We start from the raw sequence: 19,681 nt of genomic DNA, 5'->3' as shown, positions 1-19,681 counted from the left end.
CCTCGGGCTGATCGCTTAGGTCCCTTCCTGCCAGCCGGACAGGTAGGCGGCCTGCTCTTCGGTCAGCGTGTCGATGGCCACGCCCATCGCCTCCAGCTTCAGCGTGGCGACCCGGCGGTCGATGTCCCCGGATACGTCGTACACGTCGGGCGCAAGGTCGCCGGCGTTTGACGCCAGGTACTCGATCGCCAGCGCCTGGTTGGCAAAGCTCATGTCCATCACGCTGGCCGGGTGCCCCTCGGCGGCCGCCAGGTTGATGAGCCGCCCCTGGGCCAGCAGGAAAATGCGGCGGCCGTCGGCCAGCCGATACTCGTCGACGAAGGGCCGGGCCTCATCGACCTCCACCGCCATGTCTTCCAGCGCCTCGATATTGATCTCGATGTCGAAATGCCCCGAGTTGGCCAGGATCGCCCCATCGGGCATGGCCTCGAAGTGGGGACGGTCGATCACGTGCTTGTCGCCGGTCACGGTCACGAACACGTGTCCCACCGACGCCGCCTCCTGCATCGGCATGACGCGGAAGCCGTCCATCAGCGCCTCCAGCGCGCGCACGGGGTCGACCTCGGTGACGATCACGTGGGCGCCCATGCCGGCCGCGCGGCTGGCCAGCCCGCGCCCGCACCAGCCGTAGCCGCCGACCACGACGTTGCGCCCGGCCAGGAGGATGTTGGTGGCGCGCACCAAGCCGTCGATGGTGGACTGCCCCGTGCCGTAGCGGTTGTCGAACATGTGCTTGGTCATGGCCTCGTTCACGGCCACGATGGGGTACTTCAGCACGCCCTGCTCCGCCATGGCCCGCAGGCGAATGACGCCGGTGGTGGTCTCCTCGGTGCCGCCCAGCACGTCGCCGATGACGTCCGTGCGGTCCGTGTGCAAGGTCGAGACCAGGTCGGCGCCGTCGTCGATCGTGAGATGCGGGCGCGTGTTCAGCACCGATTCGATGTGGTCGTAGTAGACCTCGGAGTCCTCGCCGTTGATGGCGTAGGTGGCGGCGCCGTACTCGTGGACGAGGGCGGCCGCGACATCGTCTTGGGTGCTCAGCGGGTTCGAGGCGCACAGCGTCACCTCGGCGCCGCCGGCCTGCAGCGTGCGCATCAGGTTGGCGGTTTCGGTGGTGACGTGCTGGCAAGCGCCGACGCGCAGACCGTCCAGGGGCCGCTCGCGCGCGAAGCGCTCCCGGATGCTCGCCAGCACCGGCATGGATTGATCGGCCCACTGGACGCGGCGGATGCCGAGTCCGGCGAGCCCGGCGTCGGCGATCTCGAACGAGCTATCCGATGCGGCCATGCGATTCTCCTTGTCGCGCGAGTCCAGTCGCCATCCGGCGCCTAGAACGCAACGAGCTCCTTGAACTCGGCGTAACGGGCTTCCACATCCTCGCGCGTAACCGCGGCCAGGCGCTCGACGCCAAACGCCTCAACTGTAAACGACGCCGCGACGCTGCCATAAACGATTGCCCGCCGCAGGTCGGCGTGCCCCCTCCCCCTTGCGGGAGAGGGTTGGGGTGAGGGGTCGTCCCCTCCGCCACCTCCGCGCCCCCCGCCGAAGGCCCCCGCCTCGGCCAAGCTGCCCAGCATGGCGCCGGCAAAGGCGTCGCCCGCGCCCGTCGGATCCACGACCTCGGGCAGGGGATAGCCCGGCGCGGAGAACCACTCGTCGCCGTGCGCCAGCACCGCACCGTACTCGCCCAGCTTCACGGCCACCGCCTGCGGGCCGAGCGCCAGGATGGGGCCGACCGCCTTGGGCACGCGCGTCTCGCGGCTGAACATCCGCGCTTCCTGGTCGTTGAGCACCACCAGCGCGCTGCGGCGAAATACCTCGGCCAGCTCGGCCGACTGGCCGCGAATCCAGTGGTCCATCGAGTCCGTGGCCACATACGCCGCCGGGTCTAGCTGCTCCATGACGCTCAGCTGAATCCCCGGCTCGATGTTGCCCACAAAGATGTAGTCCGCATTCGTCGCGGGGATGCGCGGGGTGAACGCGGTGACGACGTTCAGCTCCACGAACTCCGTGTCGCGCGTGTTGAGGTCCTCGTGATAGCGCCCGCCCCAGCGGAACGTCGCGCCCTCCACCACGTCGAGGCCGGCCAGGTCGACGCCGCGCGCCTCCAGCAACTGCCGATGGGCTTCCGGGAAATCCGTGCCCACCACGCTCACCAGCGCGGTTGGGGCAAATAGCCGCGCCGCCAGGGCGGCATACGTCCCCGACCCGCCCAGGACCCGCGTGACCTGTCCCGCCGGCGCCACGATGTCGTCGATGCCGACGGTGCCAACGATGACGACGCTCACGACGGATCCGGCTCCCTCTCCCCTTGAGGGAGAGGGCTGGGGTGAGGGGTGGTCCGGTCCGTCCTCCTCTCCCCATGAGGCAAAGGGCCGGAATGCGAGGAGCTCCGGTCCGGCTCCCTCTCCCTTGGGGAGAGGGCTGGGGTGAGGGGATTGGCCCCCACCACCCACGCCCGCGGGTCGTTCACAGATATCGCTCCACCAGCAGCGCCACCCGCTCTCGGACCTGGGGATCGATGGCCTCCGGCGCGGTGATGATGCCCGCGGCGAGCGCCGAGCCGCACTCGCAGTCCCGGGGCTGCCGCACCGCCTCGGGAATCGCCGTCCGCACCGCCCGCAGCGCCAGCTCGGCGTTGGCCAGGAGGTTCTGCACCACCATGGCGGCCGTCACCGGCTCCTCGCTCTCGTGCCAGACGTCGTAGTCCGTGACCATGGCCATGACGCCGTAGCAAAGCTCTGCCTCGCGGGCCAGGCGCGCCTCGGGCAGCGCGGTCATGCCGATCACGTCCACGCCCCACGAGCGGTACAGCTCGGACTCGGCGCGCGTGGAGAACTGCGGCCCTTCGATGCAAACGTAGGCGCCGCCTCGATGGACGTTGCCCCCGGCGCCCCCCACCGCATCGGCCAGGACGCTCCGGACATGTGGGCACAAGGGGTCGGCCATCCCCACGTGCACGACCAATCCCGGCTCGTCGAAGAATGTCGAGGGCCGCACGCGGGTGCGGTCGATGAGCTGGTCGGGAATCACCACGTCCAGCGGCGGGATGCGCTCGCGCATGCTGCCCACGGCGCTGACGGCCAGCACCCACTCGACGCCCAGCGACTTGAGCGCCCAAATATTGGCGCGCACGTTGAGGGCGGTGGGAGAGATTCGGTGCCCCCGGCCATGGCGCGGCAGGAAGGCCACCTCCACCCCGTCGAGCACGCCCACGACCAGGCTGTCGCTAGGAGCGCCGAACGGGGTGTCGATCTCGACCTCACGGCGGTCCTCCAGGCCGGGCATCTGATAGAAGCCGCTGCCGCCGATGACCCCGACTCGGGCGCGCGCATCTCCACCGACCACGCCGGCCACTACGCCACCGCCTCGACTGGTTCCCGCCAGGCGGCCAGCGTGGTCGCATACGGCGCCCGCGCGATACCGCGCTCGGTCACGATGGCGCTCACAAGCTCGTTCGGCGTGACGTCGAAGGCCGGATTGGCCACCGGCGCGCCGCCCGGCGCCCAACGCGCCGCGCCGTGCCCGCGCACCTCGCCCGCGCCGCGCTCCTCGATAGGGATCTCGTCTCCCGTCGCGGTGTCGAAGTCGATGGTGGAAATGGGCGCGGCGACGATAAACGGCAGCCCGTGCGCGTGAGCCAGCTGCGCCATCGTGTAGGTGCCGATCTTGTTGGCCACGTCGCCGTTCGCCGCAATGCGGTCGGCGCCGACGACTACCGCGTCGACCACCCCGCGCTGCATGAAGTGACCCGCCATGCTGTCCGTGATGAGGGTGTAGGGAATGCCCCACTGGTCCAGCTCCCAGGTCGTCAAACGGGCGCCCTGCAAAAGTGGCCGCGTCTCGTTGACCCATACCGAAATCTTCCCTTGGCGGTGGGCGGCCTGGATCACCCCCAGGGCCGAGCCGAACCCGGCGCCGGTCGCCAGCGGGCCGGTGTTGCAGTGGTGCAGGACCTGCGCGCCGGGCGCCAGCAGGCTCGCGCCGTGCGCCGCCAGCTCGAGGTGTCGCCGGTCGTTGTCGGCGGCCAACGCGTGCGCGCGCTCGAGCACCGCGCGTGCGCCGGCGCCCGAGTCGTCGGCGTGCGGCTCCGCCGCCGTCCGGACGACGCGGGCGGCCCAACCCAGATTCACAGCCGTGGGACGGGTCCCGGCAATGTCCTCGACCACCCGGTCCAGATGGTCCGCGAACGGGCCGTCAGTCTCGGCGTCGTACCGATGCGCTCCCAGGGCCACCCCATAGGCCCCCGCCATCCCGAGCGCCGGCGCGCCGCGAATGGCCAGGGTCCGGATGGCCTCCATGACCTGCGGCACCTCGGTGCAGTGCAGCACCTCGATCGCGTCCGGCAAGCGCCGCTGATCCAGGATGCGCACGGCGCCGTCGCGCCATTCGATCACCGGTGGGACAGCCATGGGGCAGGCAACTCGGGCGATGGCCCGCGAGTATAGCCATGGGTCCCGTCAGCCGCGTCGGGTACGGGCGGGTTTCAACCCCGCCCGCAGCGCCCCGCGAATCTAGTCCAGCCCGCGCCTCTTCCGGGCGGCCTCGTACACGTCCAGGCCTATCTCCCCGCGGGCGAACCGCGCCTCGATTGACTGGAAGGCGTCCACCGGCGTGGCCATGGACGGCGCGAGGTCGGGGCTGGGCTCGGTCGCGCGGGCCTCGGCCAGCTGCTGCCGCGCGGCCGCTTGAGATGGCGCGTCCGCCGGACCCTCGACGTACTCGTCGCCCTTCGTGGCGTCGGGGTCCGGTGGCGAGTCGGCGGGCGCGGCGAGCTTGTCCTTGAGCCAGCGCCCAACGTCGGCGGGGTCGGCGTCGGCCACCCAGGCCGTGATCTCCTCGTCCGAGGCCGCGGCGGCCGTCTGCGAGCGCAGGCGCTCCCGATGGACCTCCCGGTCCTTCTTCGACTGCCAGCGGCGCTCGATTGCATCGACGCGGGCGGCGACCTCCCGGTCGACCGCGGCTTCGAAGTCCTGCGGTGTCGCCTCGACGGATTCCTGGGTGACGGCGGCGGCGGCTTCGGCGGCGTGGTCGGTCATGGATTCTCCTTTAGGCAACGGCTTTGGCGCGGGCGGCGTAGCCCGCGGCCGAGAGGGCGGATTCAAGCTGGCGCTCCGGGTCGAGCTCGTCGGCGAGGGTGATGGCGTGTCCCAGGCGCGCAGCGAACATCAGCGCGTCGGTGGTGCGCGCGGCATAGGCCTCGTGGAGGCGCGCGACCCAGCGGGACAGCTCCCCGGCCAGCGCCGGCGGCGCCCCTCGCAGCAGGGTCTGCCACTCCGCGTCCAGGGCCTGGACGTCGGCGCCCGACGCCAGTCGACCGGCGCGCTGATAGCCCTCGCTGACTATCAGGGTGAGCAGGTCGTCGCGCGTGGCGACCCGGCAGTGGTCCCACTGCGCATCGCCGGTCGGCGCGGGATGCGGGCAAGTGGCAGCGAGACAGCCGACGGACCATTGGCTCCCCGGCGACCCGCAACGCGGGCAGTGCCAGTGGCCCTGCAGCAACAGCCCGCGCGCCAGCGCCTCGTCGTCGAACGCCTGGCTGATGTAGCGGCGGATGCCGGGAGCCACGCCCGCATCGGTCACGGCGCCCATGACCTGGCTCACCCAGGCATGCTCAAAGCGCTCGAACTCGGTGACGCCGACCCCATCGCGCGTTTGCGCCATCGCCGAGCGCAACGCGGCCGTCGGCACAGCGTAGCGGGCCTTGTCGGCGTGTCCTTCTGATTGGGCGGTGATGACGGCCGCGGCGCCGTCGATCTGCACGTCGAGCACGCGATCTCCTTCGCGAGTGAAGCCGGCTCGTCGCCCGGTCCTGGGGACTTGACCACTTCCGGCGCTGTACACGACTAGAGTACGCACGGGCTCCTGGATTGTCAACCATTCGCGTACAATGTCCCCATGGCAGGCGCGGAGGCTGGGCTGCGGTTTCCCGAGGCATTGCGCCGCGCCCGCTTGGCGCGCGGGCTGTCGTACCGGGACCTGGCGGCGCGCTGCGGACTGTCCCACTCCTTTCTGAGCCACATCGAGAAGGGCGAGCGCCGCCCGCCGCGCATGGCGCACGTGATGGCCATTGCCACCGCCCTCGACACGGTCACGCCCGCGTTTCTGCTCGCCGCGTTGGCGGACCGCCTGGGAGCCGAGGTGGCGCAACTCGTCATGCACCTGGCCCAGGACGCGACTGACGGCGACCCGCTGCCCGGCGCGCTGACGGAGATCGGCAGCCCAGACGCGATCGAGGCGCTGGCCGCGGCAGCCTCCCAGCCGGACGGCGAAGCCCGGGTGCGGCGGCTCCTGGCCTTTGCCGATCTACAGTTCGACGCCGACGTGCTGCGCCTGGGCTTCGGCGACGCCGCGAACCCCGTGGTCCTGAGCGTGGTGGGCCTGCCGGATCCAGCCGCGAGATCCGAGTGTTCCGACTAGCCCGCTCTCACCGATTGTTCCGCCCGACCCGCGGCCTCCCGCCCGCATGACCGCCGACCAGCTTCCCTCGTCGTCCCCCTGCTGCGTCCCGCAGCCTTCGAATCCTGCGGCGAGTCCGGCCCCCTCTCCCCTCGTGGGAGAGGGCTGGGGTGAGGGGAAATCCGGCGCCGCGCAGCAGCGGTCACAGGGCGACTCCCGCGAAACACCTCGTCATTCCGGCGAAGACCGGAATCCAGGCCCGGCCAATCCCAGCACCGCTTCCCACGAGGCGGGTCCGGCCCCCTCTCCCCTCGTGGGAGAGGGTTGGGGTGAGGGGAAATCCGGCGCCGCGCGCCCGGACGACCCCGCCCGCCTGCCCGGCGGCTCATTCCTGATGGGCTCCAACGACCCCGCCGGCTTTCCGGAGGACGGGGAGGGCCCCGTGCGCCGGGTGTCGGTGAGCGCCTTCCGCGTGGGTGCCTGCGCGGTGACCAACGCCCAGTTCGCCGCATTCGTCGACGCGACGCAACACGTCACCGACGCCGAGCGCTTCGGCTGGTCCTTCGTCTTCCACCTGCTCGTGTCCGAGGACGTCCAGCGGCGTCACCGCCAGCGCCCCGAGGCCACGCCCTGGTGGGTGCCGGTAACCGGCGCCACGTGGCGATGCCCCGAAGGCCCGGGAAGCACGCTGAACGGCCGCCATGACCACCCGGTGGTGCATGTGTCCTGGCGCGACGCGGCAGCCTTCGCCGCCTGGGCCGGCGCTCGCCTGCCGACGGAGGCCGAGTGGGAATACGCCGCGCGAGGCGGCCTGGAGCAGCGGCGCTATCCCTGGGGCGACACGCTCACCCCCCGCCGGCGGCACCGCTGCAATATCTGGCAGGGCGAGTTTCCGCGGCGCAACACGCTCGGCGACGGGTATCTCGCCACCGCGCCGGTGGACGCGTTCCCGCCGAACCGCTACGGCCTGTTCAACACCGCCGGCAACGTGTGGGAGTGGTGCGGCGACTGGTTCCACCCCACGTTTCACGTCCAGGGCCCGCGCGAGAACCCCGCGGGCCCGTCCACCGGCACTGCGCGGGTGTTGCGCGGCGGCTCGTACCTGTGCCATCGCTCCTACTGCAACCGCTATCGCGTCGCCGCGCGCAGCGCCAACACGCCGGACAGCTCGGCAGGAAACGTCGGCTTCCGCTGCGTCTGGCCGTCATGACGTCTGCCGAGCCGCCGGCCATGGGCCAGATCGTCATCCTCAACGGCGCCCCACGGTCGGGAAAGTCCAGCATCGCCGCCGTGATCCAGGACACCTTCGACGGACCGTGGATGAGCCTGGGCGTGGACGTCCACATGTCCGGCGTCATGCCGCGGCGCTATTCGCCGGGGATCGGGCTGCGCCCTGGAGGCGAGCGTCCGGACCTCGAGCCGCTCGTCGCGCGGTTCTACGCCGCACTCTACGAGTCCATCGCCGCCCACAGCCGCCAGGGTCTGAACGTCGTATCGGACTTCGGCCACCACGACGGCTTCGCCGTGCCGCGGGGAATCCTGCCCGACTGCGCCCGGCGGCTGCGCGGCCTGCCCGTGCTTCTTGTCGGCGTGCGCTGCCCAATCGAGGTCATTCTGGAGCGCCGTCGAGCCACGGGCTGGGGCGAGAGCCGGTCGGAGGGTTTCTCCGAGTCAGGCGCGGAACGCTGGCAGCGTGAAGTCCACCAGCCCGGTATCTACGACCTCGAAGTCGACACGTCCGCGATGAGTCCCCGGGAGTGCGCCCAGGCCATCCGCCAGCGCCTGGACGCCGGTCGTCTGCCCACGGCCATGCAGCGGCTTGCCGCCATGCCCTCGGGGCCGCCGTGAGTCCGGCGGGCGATGCGATGCTGGCGGAGAGTTTGGGAATCACGGCAGACCAAGGGGAACGCAGCTATGACAGCTGAGAGAGACGGCGTGCTGGCGGGCCAGACGGCGATCGTTACCGGAGGAAATCGCGGCATCGGCAAGGGCATTGCGCGCGCATTCGCCATGGCCGGCGCCGATGTGCTGCTGACAGCGCGCGACGCGGAGCTGCTCGCGGCGACCGTCGCCGAGCTGGAGGCCTACGGCGGCGTGGTGGTGGGCGTCCCGTCGGACGTGCAGGTCGAAGCGGACGTCGAGCGGGTCTTCGCCGAGGCCGCCGCTCGCTTCGAGCGGCTGGACGTCCTGGTCAACAACGCGGGTCTTTCGCTGCCGGCGCCGTTGCACGAGCACGCGCTCGACACCTGGCAAACGGTCATTGGGACCAATCTCACGGGAGCGTTCCTCTGCACGCGGGCGGCCATGCGCCTGATGCGCCCGCAGGGTCGCGGACGCATCATCAACATCGCCAGCATCTCGGCGCAGCGGGTGCGGCCCGAGTCCGCCGCCTACAGCGCCAGCAAGTTCGGCTTGTGGGGGCTCACCCAGGTCACGTCCCTCGAAGGCCGCGACCACGGCATCTCCGCCTGCTGCATCAACCCGGGCAATACGCGCGTGGAGCGGCGGGAAGAGATCGACACCGAGGAGAACCGCGAGCCGATGATGGGCGTGGAGTCGGTGGCCCAGGTCGCGCTGACCATAGCGTCGCTGCCGCCGCACGTTCAGTTGCTGGAGGCCACGGTGCTGCCGCTCCAGCAACCGTTCATCGGCCGCGGGTAGGGGCAGGATTGCAGCCTGCCAATCCGGTCGATCGGTTTCGCGCGATGTCGCCTTAGATCACCACCGACGTCACCACGAGCCCCACGATCAGCACCGCCAGAATGGTCAGGCTCCACGCCAGGTCGCGGCGGAGGAACGGCAGTCCCGGCAACTCCGTAGTCTCGCCACGAGGCGGTCGTGCTACCACCTCCACCGGCGCGTCATCGCCTGTCGCCGGGATCACGGTCGCCGGAATTCGACGCACGGGGTCCCGCCGTCGTCGGCGTGTCGAGCGTCGTCTCGCGCCCACGCGCCTTACCCGCGCCCTGCTGCTGGAGAAGGCGCCCGATTCATGCTCAGCCACACCGCGGAATGTTTCACGTGAAACATCCTAGGCCACCGTCAGCCGGTCGATGAGCTGGGCCAACTCTTCCTCGCTGTAGTACTCCAGCACGATTCGACCCCGTCGCTCACCGCCCCGCAGCCGCACCCGCGTGCCCAGGTTGCGCTGGATCCGTTCCAGCACGCTGCCGACTTCCCGGTTCCACGCAATCTCCGCTTCCGTCGGGCTCCTGCTCGCCGGCGCCTCGCGCGACCGATCCTCTCCGTCTCCGGCTGCCGCCCGTCGCTCCGCTTCCCGGACCGACAGCCCATCGTTCTTGATCGCCGCGAGCAGGCGCCTCCGCGCCGCCACGTCGGCCACGCGCAGCAGCGCCCGTGCATGACCCTCGCTGATCTCACCCGCACGCAACGCATCCAGCGACGCGTCATCGAGGTTGAGGAGCCGCAGGGCGTTCGCCACCGATGACCGGCTCACGCCCAACGCCTCCGCCACCCCTTCCTGGGTCACCTCGAACTCCTCCAGCATGACGCGGTAGGCCTCCGAGCGGTCCAGCGGATCCAGGTCCGTTCGCTGCAAGTTCTCCACCAGCGCCAGCTCCAACTGCCGGCGGTCGTCCACCGTCACAATCGTCGCCGGCACCTCACGCAGGCCCGCCAACCTCGCCGCCCGCCACCGGCGCTCGCCCGCCACCAGGAGGTAGCGGCCCGGGTGATCGTCGCGCGCGCTCACCATGACCGGCTGCAGCACGCCATGCCGCCGAATCGACGCCGCCAGCCCTTCAAGATCCTGCTCGCCGACCCTCTGCCGCGGCTGCCGTGGGTTCGGCTCAATGCTGCTCAGCGGCACCGAGCGCCGGGCGCCGAGCGTGTCGGCGAACACATTCTCCAGCCCGCGACCAAGAGCCCGTCTAGACGCCACGCCGCTCCACCTCGACCGCGAACGCCTGATAGGCGACCGCTGCGGGCCCTCTGGGATCGTGCTCGAAGATCGTTCGACGGAACCCGGGCGACTCCGCCAGCCGCACGCTCCGGGGAATCACCGCCTCCGCCACCTGATCGCCAAAATGCCCCTGCACCTCGCGCGCCACCTCCCACGCCAGATTATTGCGGCGGTCGAACATTGTCAGGAGATACCGCATCCGCGGGCCCTGGTCGCGCATTCGCCGCACGCCTTCCATGGCTTCCATCAGGCTCACCAGCCCTTCCAATGCCAGGTATTCGCACTGCACCGGAACGATCACCTCGTCGCATGTCAGCAGCGCGAGCAGTGTGGCGCCCTCCAACGACGGTGGGCAGTCGATAATGACGTACGCGTAGGCCTCCATGACGCTGGCCAAGCGGCTCCGCAGGACATTCTGGTCGCCCAGCACGTACTCCCCCATTGCTCGATCCCCCGGCATGAGCATCAAGCCGCGGCGCCCGGTCGTCACCGTCGCGCTCTCGATCGCGGTTCCTTCCATAAGCACGTCGGCAATCGTCGCTGACGCAGGCTCTTCCCGGAACAGTCGGCTGGTGCTTCCCTGGGCGTCGAAGTCGATCAGCAACACGCGATGCTCCCGCTCGGCAAGCGCTGCCGCGAGATTCACTGCCGTAGTGGTCTTGCCCACCCCGCCCTTCTGGTTCGCAATCGCGTAAGTGTTGGCTGTCAATCCACACACGTCTTCCGCTAGCGGATTCCTGATCTATACCAATTCTCGGAGCCGTAGGCGTAGGTGAGGGGAAGCCGTGGATTATGCCGGAGGGCGTGGCGGCGACTCGAAGCGATCAGGACGCTGAGGCGAAATTCATGGGAGTGGACGATTTGTGGGCGGACGTGGAGGGACGTGGGCGACCGTGACGAGGCGGACTGAGTGAGGCGATGTATCAACAATGACAAAGGGTTATCCACAGCGAGGCCTCAGTTGTCCACACGCAGGGTGGTGAAAAGGAGGCCAGCCAGCCCCACGCTTGTGAAAGGCGGTAGACGGAGATGCGAGGGGAAACCGGGTAAGTGGGGGATCTTTCCTGGAAGCTACCCACCGCAATTGTCGGGGGAATATCGGCTAGGCGATGTCCGCGAGCTGGGCGCGAATGGTCTCGATGTCGTTCTTGAGACGGTCGTCAAGTTGGATGAGCCGCTCAATCTTGCGGCAGCCGTGAAGCGCGGTGGTGTGGTCGCGGCCGCCGAGGGTTCGGCCAATCTCCGGCAGCGAAAGGGAGGAGTCGTTGCGAAGGAGATACATGGCCACCTGGCGGGCGTGGGCGGTGGGGGCATCCCGGCGAGACCCGGAGAGATCCTCGAGCGGCACGGTAAAGTGCGCCGCGGTGCGGTCGAGCACGTGGCGCGCGGCGATCGGGCGCGGGTGCGACGCGGCGCCCAGGCCGTCGAGGGCGCGAGCCGCCGTGTCCGGCGTCAGCGGCAAGCCGCTCAGCTCGGCATAGATCAGGGTGCGACGAAGGGCGCCTTCAAGCTCGCGCATGTTCCGGCGCACGCGGTGCGCCAGGAAGTCCGCCACGTCGGACGGCAGTCGGGCGCCCTCGCTCGCGGCGATGGTCTCCAGGATCGCCCGACGGAGATCGAGGTCCGGCGCCTGCAGATCGGCGACCAAGCCGGACTCGAACCGGCTGCGCAAGCGCGCGAAGAGACGGGGAATCTCCGACGGCGGCTGGTCGCTGCTGAGCACGATCTGGCGACCGCGTGAATACAGCGCGTTGAACGTATGGAAGACCTCTTCCTGTGAGGTCTCCGTCCGCGACAGGAACTCGACGTCGTCGATCAGCAGCACGTCGACCGAGCGATAGCGCTCGCGAAAGCGGCGTGCGCGGGCGCCGCGATCCTCGGTGCGGATCGAGTGCAGCAGGTCGTTGGTGAACGTCTCGCAGGGGACGTAAAGCACGCGGGCGTCGGGGTCGCGGGCCGCGATCGCGTGGCCGATGGCATGTAGCAGATGGGTCTTGCCCAGGCCCACGCCGCTGTAGATGAAGAGTGGGTTGTACGCGTGGCCCGGCGCCTCGCAGACGCGCAAGGCGGCGGCGTGAGCGAGCCGATTGGCGGTGCCGACGACAAAGCGCTCGAAGGTGAGACGCGGGTGCAGGCCGACCGACGGCCTTGGCGCGGACGCCTTGGGCGTGGGGTCGGCAAGTGCGGGCGGCGTGACCGGAGTCGCAGCCGGGCTGACAACAATAGTAACGGCCACGTCACGACCGGAAGCTTTCGACGCCGCCCGTGTCACCACATCGCGGTAGCGACGGTCGACGATCTCCTTGGCGAAGATGGTGGGGACGCCGACCACGAACTCGCCGTCGCTCGCCTCGACCAGGCGGGCACCCTGAAACCACGCGAGATACTCGGCCTTGGGTACCTCGAGCTGGAGCACGCCGAGCGCGGCTTCCCACGTTCGATTGGGGAGGACTTCGGCCAAGGGCGCGACGGCTCCTAGGGCATGACGGGAGGCTATAGGGTAGCCGCGGCCGCAGGCGCCCGCAACAGCCTGCCAAACCTGTTAGCGCCGAAAATTCCCGAAGTTACGATGACAATTCTTTAGGCACGCCGCAGCGGTGACGCCAAGCGATACAACGGTGCTAGGCGCCCAGCGGCGGTGACGGCTTTCGGAGCCGCGCGCGAACCGGGCAGGCGGATGGAGGCGCGCCCCGCCGCGCTGGAAGACCGGGGCTCGCCAACGGTTGTGGCGAGTCCGCCCTCGCCGGCCGTGCCGGGCTATTCGAGGGTCGGCTGCCGCTGACCGGCGCAGCCACCAGGGGCACCGGGGCGTTACGGAAGTATGGAACAAGGATGCGCGACCGCGGGTTGGCGCCGTGAATCGGCCCGCCAAATCGTGGCGCTGGAGATCGCTACTGGGTGTTGCACGTACTGCTGGCGGCGAACGGTGAGCCCAGCGATCCGGCGGCCAGTTGCCCGCTGACGCGCGGGCGACGACTGCCGATGGGTCCACGCCCCGAGGAAGCGTGACCAGGGCCGATCGCACGCTCGACTCACTGGTGGCGGGGAATGAATCGGGAGGGCGGCGATATACTTTGGGGCGTACGCGATCCGCGGCGAGGAAAGGTGGTCGACGATGCGGGTGATCACGGGCTTGCTGGCGGGCATTGGGTTTCTGGTGGTGCTGCTGTTCCTGGCGGCCATCGGCCTCTTCGCGTATGACGAGCTGAGACGCCGCGTGGCCAGCGACGAGGACGACTCGCCGGATGCCGCCGCGGATACGCCCGGAGCCTGAGGGAGCGCCTAGCCGCCGAGGAGCCCGAGCAACTCGATTCCCAAGGCCCCGGCGAAGGCGAAACCGATGTTCTTGATCGCGCGCCCCGGCCACGAGGCGGCGACGAACTTGACCACGCCAAACCGGCTGGCGCCCGCAATCATTCCCGCCACGTCGAACACGGGGTTGGGGATCATCGCCAGCACGAAGAGCGTCGCCACCCCGTGCCGGTCCATCCAGCGCTTGATCGCCGCATAGCCCCGCACGTTCTGCACGAGCCCGCGCCCGCTCCAGCCGATGTAGTAGCCGGACAGCTCGCCGATAGTCTGGCCGGTTGCGGCGACCAGCCCCACCAGCCACGGATTGAGGACCGCGCCGAAAGCGGCCACGCTCACCGCGCCGGGAGCCGGAAGGATGACCGTGGCCGCGGCGACGATAGTGATGACGAAGACCGCCAGGTACCCCAGCCCGGCGAACCGCTCCTGCACCTGCTCGCTGTAGACCACGGCCAGCACCGCAATGGCGAACACCGCCGCCAATCCCAGGATCTGGGCCGCGCGCCGCAGCCACGTCCGGGCGCTAGCCGGGCTAGCGGTCACGGAGCGCCGACCACCGAGGGCTCGTGAGTGGGCGTCCCGAGGGCCGAGGATGCCGGGTATGGGGGTCGGTAGGGGCGGGTTTCAAACCCGCCCTCAGGCGACGGTCGACCGATCGAACGCCCGGTGGCGCACAGCGAATTGTGAAGGCTGTGGCGCACCCAATCGTCATTCCCGCGAAGGCGGGAATCCATCCCCCACCCACGGCGAACTTCCGAATCACGTCACAAACGCTCGTCATGGAGAAACCGGAGCGAGGCGATATTCGATCAGCGTGGGGCCCGATCGCCCAAGGGCGCGGGCGACCGCCTGTGCCAGCGCGTCGGGACGGTCCACGGACTCGGCGTGTGCCCCATAGGCCCGACCCAGGGCCACGAAGTCCGGATTCCGCAGCCGCACGTCCACGCTGCGGCCGCCGAAGATGTTTCGAAAGTGCCCGTCGATGGCGCCGTAGGACTGGTCGTTGAACACCACCGCCACCACCGGCACGGTCTCGCGCATGGCGGTGTTCAACTCCTCGGACGTGAACAGAAACCCGCCGTCGCCGCTCAGCGAAACCACGGGCCGGTCGGGGCAGGCGATCTGCGCGCCGATCGCGGCGGGCAGGCTGAAGCCCAGCGTGCCGAAGTAGATCGGGAACATATATGAGCGCGGGAGGTCGACCGGAAAGAGCGTGGCCGCGTGGTAGCTGGTGAGCGTCATGTCGTTGACCAGCACCGCGTCTGCGGGCAGCACCTCCCGCAGCGCGCCCAGGATGGCCGCGGAGCGGGGATCGTCCAGGGCGTCCTGCGGCAGGCGGCGCAGCTCGTCCACCTGAGCTTCGACGCCGGCGTCTCCCCGCGCCGGCTGGTCGGGCAGCGCTTCCAGCAGCTCGCCGAGCGCCGTGGCGGCGTCGGCGTGCAGCGCCACGCTGACGGGGTGCCAGCGCCCCAGCGCGTCGGCGTCGCGGTCGACCTGGATCACCGTGTGCGCCAGGGGCATGCGCCCGTCCTCGGTCATGCGCGCGCCCAGTCGGCAACCGACGACGAGGATGAGATCCCGCGTGCGCAGGAACTCGTAGAGACTCTCGTCGCGGCGGTTCTTGCAGCCCAGGGCCAGCGGATGGGATTCCGGGATCGCGCCCTTGCCGGTTTGCGCGGTCAGGACCGGGGCGTGCAGGCGTTCGGCCAGAGCGGCGGCCTCCGGGCCCGCGTCCATGGCGCCGCTGCCCAGGAAGAGCAGAGGCGCGTTGGCCTCGGCGAGCAACGCCGCGGCGCGGTCCACGTCCTCCGGTGAGGGGGCACGGGGCACGACCTGCAGCGGCTCCGGCGCCGCAACCTCGCCGGTGTCGGTCAGCAGGTCGAGCGGAACCTCGATGCTCACCGGTCCGGGCCGGACGTCCGCCATGGCCCGCAGGCCTCGGTGAATCGCATGCGGGATATCGGCCACGGTTTCCACGAGTTCGTGATGGGCCACCAGCGCCCGCAGCAGACCCGATTGGTCGCGCAGCTCGTGCAGCTCGCCGGTCTCCGCCGGCTCCGACCGCACGCCCAGGGCGGTGGCGATATGCAAGACGGGTGACGACTCGCCGTAGGCCTCGGCCAACCCGGTCGAGGCATTGGTGATCCCCGGTCCGGTGATCGTGACCACGCACGCGGTGCGGCCCGAGGCTCGCGCGTAGCCGTCGGCCATGAAGGCCGCGCCCTGCTCGTGACGCGTAATCACCAGCCGCAGATCGGGCGCGTCCAGCAGCGCGTCATACAGCCCGCCGTTGTGCACGCCCGGAATGCCGAAGAGCGTGTCGATCCCGGCCCGGCGCAACCCGGAGACAACGGCTTGCCCGCCGGTGAGCTGCGGCATCGGAAAGCGCTCCGGGTCTGTGCGGATCGTACCGCGACGGTCGCCGGAGCCAGCGTAGCGCCTGCCGGGCAGGCCCAGGTGCGTGACTGCTCCGTCCTGCCGCGGGTTTCCCCCTCATCCTCACCTTCTCCCGCCAAGGGAGATAAGGACCGGACGGCCTTGGCGCCCGCCCGCCAGCCGCGTCGGCGCAAGGCCGAGGCCGCGACGCCCGACCCCGCACCGTCTCAGGAGAGGCCCCTGGCGGAGGCACGCTCTACGCCGGCCACAGCCTTGGGTCCGGCCCCCTCTCCCTGGGATGGGAGAGGGTTGGGGTGAGGGTCGCTCCGGTGGGGATGCGCGTACTGGAATGACGGACGCCCCATTGTCGATCGACGCTCCTCTTGAGATTTGCCCGGCCATCGACGCGTTCGCACAATGACCGCGACCCCGCCCAGCGGCAATCCTGAGGCTGCGAAAGGAAGACCCATGGCTGACATCACACGACGCGCGGACGCGGTGTGGACCGGCAATCTCGTCGAAGGCAACGGGGAGTTCTCGGTCGGCAGCGGCGCAATCGCGACCCAGGGCGTCACCTGGGCCGCGCGCACCGAGGAGCCCGAAGGCAAAACCAGCCCCGAGGAGCTGATCGCCGCGGCGCACGCCAGCTGCTACGCCATGGCGCTCTCGCACACGCTCACCGAGGCCGGGCACCCGCCCACGCGGCTCGAGGTATCGGCGGTGGTGACGTTCGCCCCCAAGCCGGGCGGCGGCATGATGGTGGCCTCGAGCGCGCTCACCGTGCGCGGCACAGTGGACGGCCTCGACGCCGACGGCTTCGCCGACCTGGCCGCCCAGGGCGAGGCGGGCTGTCCGATCTCCAACGCGCTGCGCGACAACATCGAAATCACCCTCGACGCCGCGCTCGCGGGCTAACGGACACTTGGCGGCGGGTGCTTTGGTAGGGGCGGTTCGCGAACCGCCCCTACGGGGCCTTGAGTCATCCAAGGGCCGGACGACACACGAGACGGGGATGTCGAAGGGAAAGAAGTACGAGTGAGCACAACCAACTGGCCCGGCGCGGCGGACCTGGAGACCGCCCTCGAGCACCTGCTTAACGCCATCGACCAGGGCCGCGGACCCGAGGTCGCCGCCGCCCTAGCCGAGGTCGACCGCCTCACCGCCAACCTGGACCGCACCGTGCCCGCCCGCCTGCGCCACTTCATGTCCCAACGCGCCTACCAGAAAGCCCTCGCGACGCTGCGCGGGGAGCCGACCGAGGGGCACAGGCCCGAGCAGGCAAGGACCACATGATCAAGCTCGGCCTGCGCTACGCCTCGACCTCCCGCGAGCACCTGCAGCTCGTGCGGCAGCTGGGCGTCGAGGGCGGCACGCTGCGCTGGATCCGCTTTCCCGGGGCGGAGGCCACCGGCGGCCGCGTGGATCGGGACGGGTTTCGGGCGCTGCTGGACCGCTTCGCCGAGTTCGACCTGGCGCTGGGCGGCATGGAACTCAGCCGTCCCCTAATCCAGGGCGTCCTGCACGGGGACTCGGAGCGAGCCCCCGCCGAGCTCGACGCCCTCTGCGAAACCGTCCGCCTGCTGGGCGATCACGGCATCGACCTGCTTACCTGCGGCTTCGCCATCGCCCATGCCGACGAGGGGCAGCACGATTGGCGCGGCTATCGCGACGAGCCGCTGGGCCGCGCCGGCGCCGTGCTGCGCACCTTCGACGCCGCCCGCCTCGACGCCGGCGACCTCGTCACCTGGGGCGGTCCCGGCGCCGACGGTCCTCGCGTGCCGGAGGATGAAGTCTGGCGGCGCCTCGACCGGTTCATGGACGTCGTCCTGCCCGTGGCCCGCGCCGCCGGCGTGCGGCTCGGCTTCCACCCCAACGATCCTCCGCTGCCGGTCTACCGCGGCGTCGCCCAGCCGTTCGCGACGCCTGAGGGGCTCGGGGTCCTGCTCGACCGCTACGCCGATCCGGGCGTCGGCCTGCTCTTCTGCCTGGGCACCCTGCAGGAGTCCGGCGGCGACATGACCGGCGCGCTGCGTCGCTTCGGCGCCCAGGGCAAGCTCTTCGCCATCCACTTCCGCAACGTCCGCGGCACCGTGCCGCGTTTTCACGAGGTCTTCCCCGACGAGGGTGATTTCGACGCCGCCGCGCACATGCGCCTGCTGCACCAGGCCGGCTTCGACGGCTACGTGATGCCCGACCACTACCCCGGCGTTCTCGGCGACACGCCCGACAACGACCTCTCCCGCGCCTGGTGCCTGGGCTACCTCCGCGCGCTGATCCAGTCCACCGCCTGATCGACCGGGTCTGGTCGCGGGCCGCAGTCTTGGCCTCTCCCTTCAAGGAAGAGGCAGGTCTCGGCACGGATGCCGAGACCGGAGAGGGTCAGACCCCGCCGCGGCCTTGGATCCCCCGGAGGCCCCCACCCCCAACCCTCCCCCCTGCTAAGGGGACGGGGCAAGACTGCTAGGAGAGGGAGCAGGCCGGTTGCCGCCCCGCTCGCGTCGGGGCATGCTCGCGGACGGGGCGCGGCGCACGGGGGCGAGGCTGATGGCGGCGGAATTTCAGGGGCCGGCGGAGCTATGGGTCGACCGACTGCTGTCGGCCGAAGGGCCGTCCATGGACGCCGAGGGGCGTCTCTACGTGGCGGACAGCCGCGAGCACACGCTGTGGCGGGTGTCGCGCCATGGCGGCTGCGAGCCGTTCGTGCGGCTGGCGGCGCCCAATGGGACGGCCGTGCATTGGAACGGCGATTGCTATGTCACCGACCTCTTCGGCTGCCGCATTGCCCGCGTCACGCCGTCGCGGGAGGTGTTCACGGTGGTCGACGAGTTCGAGGGCGGGCCGCTCGGCGGGCCCAACGATCTGACCTTCCATCCCACAGGCGCGCTCTATTTCACCGCGCCCAAGGGCCACTATGCCCAGGACCCGCCGCCCGGCCGCGTCTACCGGCTGGGACCGGGCGGGGACGTGCAGCTGGCGGCCGACGTGGCCTGGCCCAACGGCGTGAACGTCAACGCGGACGGCTCGGTGCTCTATGTCGCCGATTCGCACACTGGCGAGGCGCTGACGTATGACATTCGCGCGGACGGCACGCTGGCCAATCGCGGCGTGCTGGCGGATCTGCGCGAGGGCCAGGACAACTGGTGGGCGCCGGATGGCATGTGCCTGGACGTCGAGGGGAATCTCTACGTCGCGGTCTACGGCGCCTACCGCGTGCGGCGGGTGACGCCCGAGGGCGAGATCGACCTCGACATTCCCGTGGGCCATGAGAAGCCGGCCAACTGCTGCTTCGGCGGACCCGACAACGACGAGCTGTTCATCACCTGCCGCGAAGGGGCGCTCTACCGGGTCAAGATCGGAATTCCGGGCCTGCCGCTGTTCGGGCCGTGAGAATGATGGGCGGCGGATCGAACGCCGACCGCCAGCGTCCATCCAAGCCGCCCCTTCCCCCATACCGAGCCGCCCCCCTCCTGTCATTCCGAGCCGTAGGCGAGGAATCTAAGGGGCGGGGAGAACGCACTACGACCTTAGATTTCTCACTTCGCTCGAAATGACATTGGGCGCGCCCAAGGCTTCTCCCGCACCAAGAAGAGAAGCCGATCGCCAGTGGGCAGGAAGGCAGCGGGCGCCCACAAGACACCCCAGGTGCCTAAGGTGTCAAGCCGCGAGCGGTTCGAG

Annotated in this window: 21 protein-coding genes; 9 read left to right on the top strand and 12 right to left on the bottom strand. The window is 70.1% G+C overall.

Annotation, left to right across the window (positions count from 1 at the left end; translation table 11 throughout):
* Nucleotides 1-15: 15 nt before the first annotated feature.
* From ahcY to OXG79_02665, 6 genes are all read right to left on the bottom strand, one after another.
* A complete protein-coding gene (ahcY, locus tag OXG79_02690; GenBank protein MCY3782674.1) occupies nucleotides 16-1,287 on the bottom strand; it encodes an adenosylhomocysteinase in 1,272 nt (423 codons plus the stop codon).
* 41 nt (nucleotides 1,288-1,328) lie between these two features.
* A complete protein-coding gene (locus tag OXG79_02685) occupies nucleotides 1,329-2,288 on the bottom strand; it encodes a PfkB family carbohydrate kinase (protein MCY3782673.1) in 960 nt (319 codons plus the stop codon).
* Between the two features lie 181 nt (nucleotides 2,289-2,469).
* On the bottom strand, nucleotides 2,470-3,357 hold the full coding sequence (gene mtnP / locus OXG79_02680) for an S-methyl-5'-thioadenosine phosphorylase (GenBank protein ID MCY3782672.1): 888 nt from the start codon (nucleotides 3,355-3,357) through the stop codon (nucleotides 2,470-2,472).
* Nucleotides 3,357-4,412 (bottom strand): S-methyl-5-thioribose-1-phosphate isomerase, encoded by a 1,056-nt coding sequence (mtnA, locus tag OXG79_02675; GenBank protein ID MCY3782671.1) that lies wholly within the window; start codon nucleotides 4,410-4,412, stop codon nucleotides 3,357-3,359. The genes mtnP and mtnA overlap by 1 nt, the downstream gene beginning before the upstream one ends.
* A gap of 102 nt (nucleotides 4,413-4,514) precedes the next feature.
* Nucleotides 4,515-5,039, bottom strand: a complete 525-nt coding sequence (locus OXG79_02670) for a hypothetical protein (protein MCY3782670.1) — start codon at nucleotides 5,037-5,039, stop codon at nucleotides 4,515-4,517.
* Between the two features lie 10 nt (nucleotides 5,040-5,049).
* Entirely contained in the window at nucleotides 5,050-5,772 is a 723-nt protein-coding gene (locus OXG79_02665; GenBank protein MCY3782669.1) for a hypothetical protein, read from the bottom strand.
* A 126-nt stretch (nucleotides 5,773-5,898) separates the two neighbouring features.
* On the opposite strand from OXG79_02665, the gene OXG79_02660 reads away from it, so the two are divergent.
* The 4 genes from OXG79_02660 to OXG79_02645 all read left to right on the top strand — a co-directional run bounded on the left by OXG79_02660 (nucleotide 5,899) and on the right by OXG79_02645 (nucleotide 9,060).
* Nucleotides 5,899-6,420, top strand: a complete 522-nt coding sequence (locus tag OXG79_02660; GenBank protein MCY3782668.1) for a helix-turn-helix transcriptional regulator — start codon at nucleotides 5,899-5,901, stop codon at nucleotides 6,418-6,420.
* Between the two features lie 292 nt (nucleotides 6,421-6,712).
* Nucleotides 6,713-7,609 (top strand): formylglycine-generating enzyme family protein, encoded by an 897-nt coding sequence (locus OXG79_02655; GenBank protein MCY3782667.1) that lies wholly within the window; start codon nucleotides 6,713-6,715, stop codon nucleotides 7,607-7,609.
* A complete protein-coding gene (locus tag OXG79_02650; protein MCY3782666.1) occupies nucleotides 7,606-8,247 on the top strand; it encodes a chloramphenicol phosphotransferase in 642 nt (213 codons plus the stop codon). The genes OXG79_02655 and OXG79_02650 overlap by 4 nt, the downstream gene beginning before the upstream one ends.
* 66 nt (nucleotides 8,248-8,313) lie before the next feature.
* Nucleotides 8,314-9,060, top strand: a complete 747-nt coding sequence (locus tag OXG79_02645; protein ID MCY3782665.1) for an SDR family NAD(P)-dependent oxidoreductase — start codon at nucleotides 8,314-8,316, stop codon at nucleotides 9,058-9,060.
* 52 nt (nucleotides 9,061-9,112) lie between these two features.
* On the opposite strand, the gene OXG79_02640 is transcribed toward OXG79_02645, so the two are convergent.
* From OXG79_02640 to dnaA, 4 genes are all read right to left on the bottom strand, one after another.
* Nucleotides 9,113-9,283: a hypothetical protein gene (locus OXG79_02640; GenBank protein MCY3782664.1), complete on the bottom strand. Its 171-nt coding sequence runs from the start codon at nucleotides 9,281-9,283 to the stop codon at nucleotides 9,113-9,115.
* Between the two features lie 147 nt (nucleotides 9,284-9,430).
* Complete coding sequence (locus OXG79_02635) at nucleotides 9,431-10,300, bottom strand: ParB/RepB/Spo0J family partition protein (protein ID MCY3782663.1); 870 nt, start codon at nucleotides 10,298-10,300, stop codon at nucleotides 9,431-9,433.
* The gene (locus tag OXG79_02630) at nucleotides 10,290-11,030 is read right to left on the bottom strand and encodes a ParA family protein (protein ID MCY3782662.1); all 741 of its coding nucleotides are present in this window, start codon (nucleotides 11,028-11,030) and stop codon (nucleotides 10,290-10,292) included. The genes OXG79_02635 and OXG79_02630 overlap by 11 nt, the downstream gene beginning before the upstream one ends.
* 393 nt (nucleotides 11,031-11,423) lie before the next feature.
* Nucleotides 11,424-12,782 carry a chromosomal replication initiator protein DnaA gene (dnaA, locus tag OXG79_02625; GenBank protein ID MCY3782661.1) on the bottom strand — a complete coding sequence of 453 codons (1,359 nt, stop codon included), beginning with the start codon at nucleotides 12,780-12,782 and terminating at the stop codon, nucleotides 11,424-11,426.
* 654 nt (nucleotides 12,783-13,436) lie between these two features.
* Between dnaA and OXG79_02620 the strand changes: the two genes are divergently transcribed.
* Nucleotides 13,437-13,595, top strand: a complete 159-nt coding sequence (locus tag OXG79_02620) for a hypothetical protein (GenBank protein ID MCY3782660.1) — start codon at nucleotides 13,437-13,439, stop codon at nucleotides 13,593-13,595.
* A gap of 8 nt (nucleotides 13,596-13,603) precedes the next feature.
* Here the strand turns inward: OXG79_02620 and OXG79_02615 are convergent, their stop codons facing one another.
* Both OXG79_02615 and OXG79_02610 read right to left on the bottom strand, forming a co-directional pair.
* Nucleotides 13,604-14,173 carry a VTT domain-containing protein gene (locus tag OXG79_02615; GenBank protein ID MCY3782659.1) on the bottom strand — a complete coding sequence of 190 codons (570 nt, stop codon included), beginning with the start codon at nucleotides 14,171-14,173 and terminating at the stop codon, nucleotides 13,604-13,606.
* Between the two features lie 234 nt (nucleotides 14,174-14,407).
* Nucleotides 14,408-16,009, bottom strand: a complete 1,602-nt coding sequence (locus tag OXG79_02610; GenBank protein ID MCY3782658.1) for a thiamine pyrophosphate-binding protein — start codon at nucleotides 16,007-16,009, stop codon at nucleotides 14,408-14,410.
* Nucleotides 16,010-16,474: 465 nt separating this feature from the next.
* Here OXG79_02610 and OXG79_02605 point away from each other — a divergent pair, with 465 nt between their 5' ends.
* The 4 genes from OXG79_02605 (at nucleotide 16,475) to OXG79_02590 (ending at nucleotide 19,393) form a co-directional block, all read left to right on the top strand.
* Nucleotides 16,475-16,921 (top strand): OsmC family peroxiredoxin, encoded by a 447-nt coding sequence (locus OXG79_02605; protein ID MCY3782657.1) that lies wholly within the window; start codon nucleotides 16,475-16,477, stop codon nucleotides 16,919-16,921.
* Between the two features lie 120 nt (nucleotides 16,922-17,041).
* Entirely contained in the window at nucleotides 17,042-17,299 is a 258-nt protein-coding gene (locus OXG79_02600; protein MCY3782656.1) for a hypothetical protein, read from the top strand.
* Entirely contained in the window at nucleotides 17,296-18,297 is a 1,002-nt protein-coding gene (locus tag OXG79_02595) for a mannonate dehydratase (GenBank protein ID MCY3782655.1), read from the top strand. The genes OXG79_02600 and OXG79_02595 overlap by 4 nt, the downstream gene beginning before the upstream one ends.
* Before the next feature lie 253 nt (nucleotides 18,298-18,550).
* On the top strand, nucleotides 18,551-19,393 hold the full coding sequence (locus OXG79_02590; protein MCY3782654.1) for an SMP-30/gluconolactonase/LRE family protein: 843 nt from the start codon (nucleotides 18,551-18,553) through the stop codon (nucleotides 19,391-19,393).
* Nucleotides 19,394-19,681: the final 288 nt, after the last annotated feature.

It is taken from the genome of Chloroflexota bacterium (genome assembly GCA_026706485.1).
In the GTDB taxonomy this organism is placed as follows: Bacteria; Chloroflexota; UBA11872; order UBA11872; family UBA11872; genus JAJECS01.
The sequence above is the reverse complement of the archived record's forward strand: the minus strand, read 5'-3'. Positions and strand labels throughout refer to the sequence as shown.

Bases quoted from the DNA above. Each gene is read 5' to 3' on its own strand.
- OXG79_02645 (MCY3782665.1), top strand. From the start codon at position 8,314: ATGACAGCTGAGAGAGACGGCGTGCTGGCGGGCCAGACGGCGATCGTT.
- mtnA (MCY3782671.1), bottom strand. From the start codon at position 4,412: ATGGCTGTCCCACCGGTGATCGAATGGCGCGACGGCGCCGTGCGCATC.
- OXG79_02595 (MCY3782655.1), top strand. From the start codon at position 17,296: ATGATCAAGCTCGGCCTGCGCTACGCCTCGACCTCCCGCGAGCACCTG.
- ahcY (MCY3782674.1), bottom strand. From the start codon at position 1,287: ATGGCCGCATCGGATAGCTCGTTCGAGATCGCCGACGCCGGGCTCGCC.
- OXG79_02660 (MCY3782668.1), top strand. From the start codon at position 5,899: ATGGCAGGCGCGGAGGCTGGGCTGCGGTTTCCCGAGGCATTGCGCCGC.
- OXG79_02670 (MCY3782670.1), bottom strand. From the start codon at position 5,039: ATGACCGACCACGCCGCCGAAGCCGCCGCCGCCGTCACCCAGGAATCC.
- OXG79_02605 (MCY3782657.1), top strand. From the start codon at position 16,475: ATGGCTGACATCACACGACGCGCGGACGCGGTGTGGACCGGCAATCTC.
- OXG79_02620 (MCY3782660.1), top strand. From the start codon at position 13,437: ATGCGGGTGATCACGGGCTTGCTGGCGGGCATTGGGTTTCTGGTGGTG.
- OXG79_02590 (MCY3782654.1), top strand. From the start codon at position 18,551: ATGGCGGCGGAATTTCAGGGGCCGGCGGAGCTATGGGTCGACCGACTG.
- OXG79_02650 (MCY3782666.1), top strand. From the start codon at position 7,606: ATGACGTCTGCCGAGCCGCCGGCCATGGGCCAGATCGTCATCCTCAAC.
- OXG79_02610 (MCY3782658.1), bottom strand. From the start codon at position 16,009: ATGCCGCAGCTCACCGGCGGGCAAGCCGTTGTCTCCGGGTTGCGCCGG.